This window comes from Virgibacillus sp. M23 (genome assembly GCF_034190895.1).
GTDB classification, from domain to species: Bacteria; Bacillota; Bacilli; order Bacillales; family Amphibacillaceae; genus Virgibacillus; species Virgibacillus salarius.
The window spans coordinates 1-7759 of the sequence record NZ_JAWDHA010000100.1 but is presented as its reverse complement, the minus strand read 5'-3'; the positions used below and the strand labels follow the sequence as shown (position 1 = coordinate 7759).

Annotated in this window: 8 protein-coding genes; 7 read left to right on the top strand and 1 reads right to left on the bottom strand. The window is 37.5% G+C overall.

Translation table 11 applies throughout. The features are described 5' to 3' along the window. The first annotated feature begins 266 nt into the window (after window positions 1-266). The 6 genes from RVS70_RS20960 to RVS70_RS20935 all read left to right on the top strand — a co-directional run bounded on the left by RVS70_RS20960 (window position 267) and on the right by RVS70_RS20935 (window position 5593). Complete coding sequence (locus RVS70_RS20960; protein WP_026679662.1) at window positions 267-788, top strand: DUF6944 family repetitive protein; 522 nt, start codon at window positions 267-269, stop codon at window positions 786-788. A gap of 479 nt (window positions 789-1267) precedes the next feature. After that, the gene (locus tag RVS70_RS20955) at window positions 1268-1810 is read left to right on the top strand and encodes a D-glycero-alpha-D-manno-heptose-1,7-bisphosphate 7-phosphatase (RefSeq protein ID WP_026679661.1); all 543 of its coding nucleotides are present in this window, start codon (window positions 1268-1270) and stop codon (window positions 1808-1810) included. Between the two features lie 260 nt (window positions 1811-2070). Next, a complete protein-coding gene (locus RVS70_RS20950; protein ID WP_308036044.1) occupies window positions 2071-2439 on the top strand; it encodes an FAD-binding protein in 369 nt (122 codons plus the stop codon). 186 nt (window positions 2440-2625) lie between these two features. Further along, window positions 2626-3669, top strand: a complete 1044-nt coding sequence (locus RVS70_RS20945; protein WP_321134698.1) for a fatty acid desaturase — start codon at window positions 2626-2628, stop codon at window positions 3667-3669. Between the two features lie 185 nt (window positions 3670-3854). Continuing rightward, the gene (locus tag RVS70_RS20940) at window positions 3855-4997 is read left to right on the top strand and encodes a sensor histidine kinase (RefSeq protein WP_121604041.1); all 1143 of its coding nucleotides are present in this window, start codon (window positions 3855-3857) and stop codon (window positions 4995-4997) included. Further along, window positions 4994-5593 (top strand): response regulator transcription factor, encoded by a 600-nt coding sequence (locus RVS70_RS20935; RefSeq protein WP_121604040.1) that lies wholly within the window; start codon window positions 4994-4996, stop codon window positions 5591-5593. The genes RVS70_RS20940 and RVS70_RS20935 overlap by 4 nt, the downstream gene beginning before the upstream one ends. Window positions 5594-5643: 50 nt before the next feature. Here RVS70_RS20935 and htpX read toward each other — a convergent pair whose 3' ends face one another. Further along, window positions 5644-6519: a protease HtpX gene (htpX, locus tag RVS70_RS20930; protein ID WP_205389186.1), complete on the bottom strand. Its 876-nt coding sequence runs from the start codon at window positions 6517-6519 to the stop codon at window positions 5644-5646. A gap of 372 nt (window positions 6520-6891) precedes the next feature. Here htpX and wrbA point away from each other — a divergent pair, with 372 nt between their 5' ends. Continuing rightward, entirely contained in the window at window positions 6892-7491 is a 600-nt protein-coding gene (wrbA, locus tag RVS70_RS20925; RefSeq protein WP_026679655.1) for an NAD(P)H:quinone oxidoreductase, read from the top strand. Window positions 7492-7759 lie beyond the last annotated feature (268 nt).

Here is a 7759-nt window from a genome sequence, read left to right as displayed (position 1 = left end):
CTTTTTTGAGCGGGTTTTGCTAAAAAAGTTAGCTGAAGGACAAACCCCACGGAAAGGGAAGTGGGCAGCCGGAGTGGTGGTCAAGCAGTAGCTATTATTCCATAATAGCTACTAGAGGAAGCGTAAACCTGAGCATTTAGTGATAAGGACTGAGCGAATTTTGCTAGTTGGCTATTGTACGTCATTCATCTATCTATTTTTCATGAAGGATGTAACAAAGCTGTTTTACAATGTTTACAATATGGTTAGGAGGAGGTGCTGAGTTGATGAGTAATGAATGGAAAGCAACATTTGGGTCGTGGGTACAAGCGATTGGAACAACCTTATCAGCAATAGGCTCAACCCCCTCTATAAATATACCAGCTCCCTTGGCGAAGGAACTGAATTTAGTTGGAAATGTAATGCAAGCAACTGGAAATTCTTTAGTGGCAGATAGTATTGATCACTTTACACTTAATAAACTAGGCAATGAGATTCAAGCAATTGGTAACTCAACAGTTATTACTGGAATTGTTATTGATTTTAATGAAAAAATAAAGAATGATTTAAATATCAAAGGTAATTTACTTCAAGCTTTAGGTGGTGGAGTAGCACTAGCGGACGCTCTAGGACATGAGCCAAATGAAAATGAACTTAGTAATATTTATGGTAATTTACTTCAAGCTATCGGTAATTCGCTACAAGCTCTATCGGGAAGAACTGGCGATGACGCGCAAGAAGTAAATGCTATTGGAAGTTGGATTCAAGCAATCGGGTCGGTGATTTCGGCATTAGGGCAGACCAAATAGCGAAAACAAGATTGACATCTTCCCAACATAAACAAGGGGTATAATAGAATAGGAAATTTTGAGTATCAGTGCTACGCCGAGACAAAGCAGAGAATTCACAGATCAGGTTTAGTCATTTGGAAATTGATATTCCATCAAGTGAATCTATCGGTAGAAATAATTTGTTAACTCCTAAAGGTTTATTAGTGCATCATTCATGGATGATGTGCTTGTTGAGATAATCGCAGCGCCATAAGCGACATATCTCCCGCATTTAACTGGCAGTAAGCCCCTCACATCAAGCAATAAAGCGAAACTAATATGGGTAAATGGAGGATCAACTGCCAGTAAATGTCCGATTGGTTCTAGGCCTTTAGGTCATATCATTGTGGTACTACCAATCCGTGGGGAAAACAAAACCCCCGCGGATTGAAGTTTTACTTTATATAAATCTTGGCCTCTTCGTACATACTAAGGATTATGAAGGATAGGGGGATTAGATGAAACAGCCTGCAATGTTTTTAGATCGTGATGGAGTTATCAATGAAGTATTAACAGAACGTGTGAAATTTGTAAATCAGCCAGAGGATTTTTACCTGCTTGATGGTGTAGGAGAGGCTATCAACCTATTCAATCATTTAGGGTATAAAGTTTTTGTAGTTACGAATCAAGGTGGACTTGGACTTGGTTATATGAACGAAGCAGCATTACATCAAGTACACCAAAGAATGAAGGAAGAAATAGCCGAATTTCATGGAGTCATTGATGATATTGCCTATTGTCCTCATAAACCGCATGCTAACTGTGCATGCCGTAAACCTCAACCGCAAATGATTTACGATTTAGCCAGGAAGCATGCAATTGATCTTCGTCATAGTTATATGGTGGGAGATAGAGAAATGGATATAGAGGCTGGAAAAAAGGCAGGAGTAAATACAATACTCGTTGGAGATCGTCGACATGCACAACAGCCTACTGCTGACCTTGAGTTTAAAGATTTATGGCATGTAGCTCATTATTTTAAATGGAATACGAACACTTAAACAAGCCTCTTTAGAGAAGGATTCTCTGTGGGAATAGCGAATCTAATGAATCCTTACTGAGGAGGTAGCTTATGTAATATAATGTCATTATTGTTGGAGTAGGACTAGCGAGAATTGTTACTGCAAGTGAGGTTGCGTGGAGGGAGACGCATGTTGTTATTAGACCAAGAACCGGAGCAATCTTTTGGGTAAGCATGGTAGTCATTTGATGGTCTGTTTTTAGTTAGTTAATTCACCAGAGCAGCGAAGAATGCGAATTCATGATTCGAGAGCATTGGGGTCAAAAACTTCTTCGTATAGATGCAATGGAAAGGCAGATTCAAGCGAGAGATCGTGAAATAGATAATACATTTTCAAAAGATGTACAGGTAACAGCAATAAGGGGTTCAAGAGAATATGTCGGAGATAAGTTTATTCTCGTAGCATCACCGCATAAAATTTTAGATAGTAAAAATGGTCCGCTCATTGCAGTTCGGCTATATATACTGAGTAGAAAAACATTAGGTGGATTACAAACAGATCTATTCGGACATGTATTGGACGTTTCAGGTGAATGTATACAGGACTTATATGCAGTTAGAGAAGTAACGGTTTTGGTGGTGGAGGTATGCATGATTACCATTCTTTGAAAGATCCGTTTGTTGGGGGGCGCTTATTCACTGATAAGAGAGAAGGTGAAGCGTTAATCAACGAATTATGAAGTTGTAACATAGCAGATATGATATTTGTCATGTACGCTCCTTGATATTTATGTCTTCTTATCATTAGGTAAAACCTTTACGATGATAGGAAAAGATAGTAACTAGGAGGAAAACATGAGTAGACAGAAACAAACTCAATTAAGAAAAAGTGTTGCAGTTTTTGCAAATTCGGATGTAAGGCGAAGTGTCATCCAACTCGTTAATACGATTCTTCCATTTTTAGTTCTCTGGTTTCTTGCTTATCAAAGTCTGTCCATTTCTATTTGGCTTACGCTTGGACTGGCAGTTGTGGCATCAGGGTTTGTTATTCGGATATTTATTATTTTCCATGATTGCACACATAGTTCTTTTTTCAAGAGCCCAAAAGCAAATCGAATGGTGGGTACACTCACAGGAATTATTACATTGTTTGCCTTTGAAAAGTGGAAACGTAGTCATGCGATACATCATGCGACGAGTAGCAATCTAGATAAACGTGGTACAGGTGATGTATGGGTAATGACAGTTAACGAATATAAGGAAGCATCTTTTTGGAGAAGACTCGCCTATCGTCTTTATCGAAATCCCATAATTATGTTTGGATTAGGACCATTATATCTTTTTTTACTATCGAATCGGTTTAACAGAAAAGGTGCAAGACGTAAGGAACGTTTAAATACGTATTTCATTAATTTGTCCATCGTAGTCATCTATGCCTCACTAATTTGGATAGTTGGATGGCAAGCCTTTCTCACTATTCAATTACCAATTCTTTTCTTATCCGGCTCGCTAGGTATCTGGCTCTTTTATGTACAACATCAATTTGAAGATTCCTATTTTGAAAACGAAGCAGAATGGGATTACGTAAAAGCTGCTGTGGATGGAAGTTCATATTATAAGCTGCCAAAAATAATACAATGGGTGACGGGAAATATTGGCTATCACCATGTACATCATTTGAGTCCAAAAGTTCCTAATTACCACTTAGAAGATGCTCATGAATCAACACCACCTCTGCAAAAAGCAACAACGATTACATTGTTAACTAGTTTGCAATCCATTCGATTCCGTCTGTATGATGAAGCTTCACGAACATTTATCAGCTTTAAAGAATTGAAGACATTGCAGAAAAACACGAATGTGAATATTTCTATGAAAACAAGTGTTCAAGAGAAATAATTGTAACATTCGCCAGTAATGAAAAAAGAAGATAAAGAAACTCCGAACTATAATCCTAGTGTATAGAAGTTATATCCGGATAGTAGTTCGGTATTTTTTTGAAATGGTGTTGAATCCTATCGAAAGGAATGAGTTGGCACGAAAATATTGCTATACTTAATACATCAGCTTAAGGAGGGCAAACAATGCAAAATTGGTATCATATATTCCCAAAAAATACAGGATTAAGTGCATTTGCATGGGTTGTTTTTTGTTTATTGCCCTTTTATTTTATTATTCGTTCTTCATCACTTTTGGAAGTTGGTATAGGTATTGTATTAATTGTGTGCTTCTTTACCACCTATCGGCTTTCTTTTATAAAAAAAGGCTGGACGGTTTATTTTTCCGTTAGTATCCAAATGGCGATAAGTATTGGGATGACTTTATATTTTGGGTATGTTTATTTTTCGTTGTTTCTAGCATTTTTTATTGGTAATTTGGAAAGTAAAAATGGATTTATCACATTATATGTTATTCATTTAGTTTCAACTATATCGGCAGTTAGTCTTGGTTTTTATATACAAAGTACCCTCTTTTTATCACAGCTGCCGTTTATTGCGATAACCGTTTTTGGTGTCATCCTCTTACCTTTTACACTTTATAATCGGAATAAACAGGATAAATTAGAGCACCAGTTAGAGGATGCAAATCGGAAAATTTCACAATTGATGGTTATAAAAGAGCGTCAGCGAATTGCAAGGGATTTGCATGATACCTTAGGACAAAAGCTATCGCTTATTGGTTTGAAAAGTGATCTAGCAGGTAAGCTAGTTACGATTGATCCACAATCGGCTAAAAATGAATTGCAGGATATTAATCAAACAGCTAGGACAGCGTTAAAAGAAGTAAGAGACTTGGTTTCGGAAATGAAAAGAGTCAAGTTAAAAGAAGAAATTATTCATGCTCGACAGATGATGGATGCTGCACAAATGCAGTTACATACAGACATCAATGCTGACTTTATAAAAACTCCCATTTTAGTAGAGAATGTATTGAGTATGTGCTTGAAAGAAGCTGTCACCAATGTGGTAAAGCATAGTTATGCTACCGATTGTTATATTAATGTACATCAAACAGCGAGTGCGTGGATGATGGAGATTAAAGATAATGGAGTAGGTAATGCAAAGATGTTGCAAGATAATGAAGGGAATGGGCTTCGTGGTATAAAAGAACGTTTAGAATTTGTAAATGGGAACCTGGAAATTACAGGCACAAAAGGGACTGTATTAACTATTCGTATCCCAAATGTCATCAAACAATCAGAAACGGGAGAGGAGAAGGTAGAATGATACGAATTGTTCTGGCTGAAGATCAAACGATGTTATTAGGTGCATTAGGTGCATTACTAAATTTAGAAGAGGACATAGAAATTGTTGGTAAGGCAAGTAATGGAGAAGAAGCAGTTCGATTAGTTAAGGAGCAACAGCCAGATATATGTATGATGGATATTGAAATGCCAATAAAAAGTGGTTTGGATGCTGCTGAAGAATTAAAAGATAATAATTGCAAGGTAATCATCTTAACAACCTTTGCTAGAACTGGTTATTTTGAACGTGCTAGAAACGCTAAGGTAAGTGGGTATTTATTAAAAGATAGTCCCAGTGAGGAATTAGCCAATTCTATACGAGTTATCGTAAGTGGGCGTAAGGTCTATTCCCCAGAGCTTATTGATTTGGCTTATAAGAATGAAAATCCATTAACAGAACGTGAGGAACAAGTTATACGCCTATTAGCGGTAGGGAAAAATACCAAAGAGATTGCTAAGGAATTATATATTACCACAGGTACCGTTCGGAATTATATTTCCGTAATATTGGACAAATTAGAAGTTGGAAATCGGATCGAGGCAATTGCAAAGTTGAAGGATTCGGGATGGATTGAGTAAGGTCTGATTTGATGAAAAAACCTCCCTAAGTAAGGGAGGTGGTAACTGACTTAAGCTAGACGCTCAATTCTTTCATCTAAATTTGGATGGGTTGAAAAGATAGAAGATTTTTTAGCCCCGTTTATTTTTAGAGTAGAAATCGAAGTTTCGTCACCTCGAACACGGTTTGTATACATACGTAAACATTCGAGAGCATGTCTCATTTTATCTTTACCAGCCAGGTCTGCACCACCTCTGTCAGCATGAAATTCCCTGTGTCTTGAATATGCAAATACAACGAGACTTCCTAGGACAGAGAAGACAATCTGGAAGAGGATAATCGCGATGAAATGGACGATTGGTGCTAATTCCTCTTTAACAAAACGAGAGACAATAAAAGCCGCAATTCGAGCTAAGAACACAACAAAGGTATTCACGATACCTTGTAAGAGTGTCATCGTTACCATATCTCCATTGGCAACGTGAGCTACCTCGTGGGCAATAACACCCTCAACAGCATCATCATCCATTTCCTGTAATAAACCAGTAGATACTGCTACTAAGGAGCGTTTTTTCGATGGTCCAGTAGCAAATGCATTGACTTCACGTGAATCGTAAATGCCGACTTCCGGCATATGCATTAATCCGGCAGCTCGAGATAAGCGATGTACTTTCTCTACTACTGCTCTTTCATATTCTGACATTGGTTTTTCAGGATTAATGACGCGGACACCCATCATTCGTTTTGCCATCCAACGTGAGATAGCTAATGAAATGAATGATCCTGTAAAACCAATAATCGCACTAAAAATTAATAATGTGCCTAAATGAAGTGTTCCGTCCGCCTGAATATAGTTCCATGTACCAGGAATGAGCGTAAAAATAATCGTGATTGTTGCTAGAACTAAAATGTTCGTTAACAAAAAGTAAAATATTCGTTTTCCCACATTCTCACCCTTTACCTATAATCTGTATCTGTGGATCATTCACATTCATTATATTATGTAGCCCGTCGCCTTACAACAAATTTTATAGATGTATTTTTGGAAGGTTTAGGATAGGCGATAGATCCTTGTAAAAACCCAATATTTAATTATAGTTACTTTTTATAATAAAATTACTTGACATAAGTTTATGGTTATTTTACTATAGTTACATAAAGTAATTAACTTTTTAATGAATAGCCAGAATTAATTCTTTTGGTTGGTTTGTAATAACGATTACTTTATCGAATAAATCAGAACAGCAAGGAGATATTAAGGAATATGAAATTTCTTGATAAAATAGCTGAAAAACTTTTTACAAAGGAGCGTAATTCGATGAGCAATGTAAAATTAGCTGTAATCTACTATAGTTCTACAGGAACGAACTACGAGTTAGCTAAATGGGCTGAGGAAGCTGGGAAAGAATCAGGAGCTGAAGTAAGGTTGGTGAAAGTTCCTGAACTTGCACCAGAAGCTGCAATTGAGTCAAACCCTGCTTGGAAAGCTCACTATGATGCAACAAAAGATGTAAAAGAAGCTACATCCGATGATATTGAATGGGCTGATGCAATCATTTTCTCAACCCCTACTCGATTTGGTAACGTGGCTTCACAGATGAAACAATTTATAGATATGCAGGGTGGTCTTTGGGGAGCAGGTAAAACGGTTAACAAAGTAGTAAGTGCGATGTCATCTGCCAGCAATCCGCATGGTGGTCAAGAAGCTACCATTTTATCACTGTACACATCGATGATGCACTGGGGAGCTATAATTGTACCTCCAGGATATAGTGACCAAGTAATCTTTGGAGCTGGTGGAAATCCATATGGTACAAGTGTAACCCAAGGACAAGACGGAAAAATGGTAGAGGATGTAGAAGCTGCTGTTAAGCATCAAGCAAAACGTACAGTTGAAGTAGCTGAAAAAGTTAAATAGTTTGGAGAATAGTATAAGCTGGTCAAATCTTTGATGATTTGACCAGCTTTTTTAGATGCGCCAGGCATGGCGACTATCTAGGGTGTGAGAGGGGCGAGAAGCTCTTAGCTTCTCCCTTTACTCGTAAGTTAAGAAAGTATAAAATCAGTGCAATGACTGCGTTAAGCGAAGTAGTTATTTTGAAATGTTTGATGTATATTGGCAATGCTCCGACTAATTACTTCGCTTTCCGCGGGCACGGCCTCAACTAACTTTGCAAAGAAGAACA

Coding starts and splice junctions, on each gene's coding strand:
- RVS70_RS20960 (WP_026679662.1), top strand. CDS start 267: ATGAGTAATGAATGGAAAGCAACATTTGGGTCGTGGGTACAAGCGATT.
- RVS70_RS20955 (WP_026679661.1), top strand. CDS start 1,268: ATGAAACAGCCTGCAATGTTTTTAGATCGTGATGGAGTTATCAATGAA.
- RVS70_RS20950 (WP_308036044.1), top strand. CDS start 2,071: ATGATTCGAGAGCATTGGGGTCAAAAACTTCTTCGTATAGATGCAATG.
- RVS70_RS20945 (WP_321134698.1), top strand. CDS start 2,626: ATGAGTAGACAGAAACAAACTCAATTAAGAAAAAGTGTTGCAGTTTTT.
- RVS70_RS20940 (WP_121604041.1), top strand. CDS start 3,855: ATGCAAAATTGGTATCATATATTCCCAAAAAATACAGGATTAAGTGCA.
- RVS70_RS20935 (WP_121604040.1), top strand. CDS start 4,994: ATGATACGAATTGTTCTGGCTGAAGATCAAACGATGTTATTAGGTGCA.
- wrbA (WP_026679655.1), top strand. CDS start 6,892: ATGAGCAATGTAAAATTAGCTGTAATCTACTATAGTTCTACAGGAACG.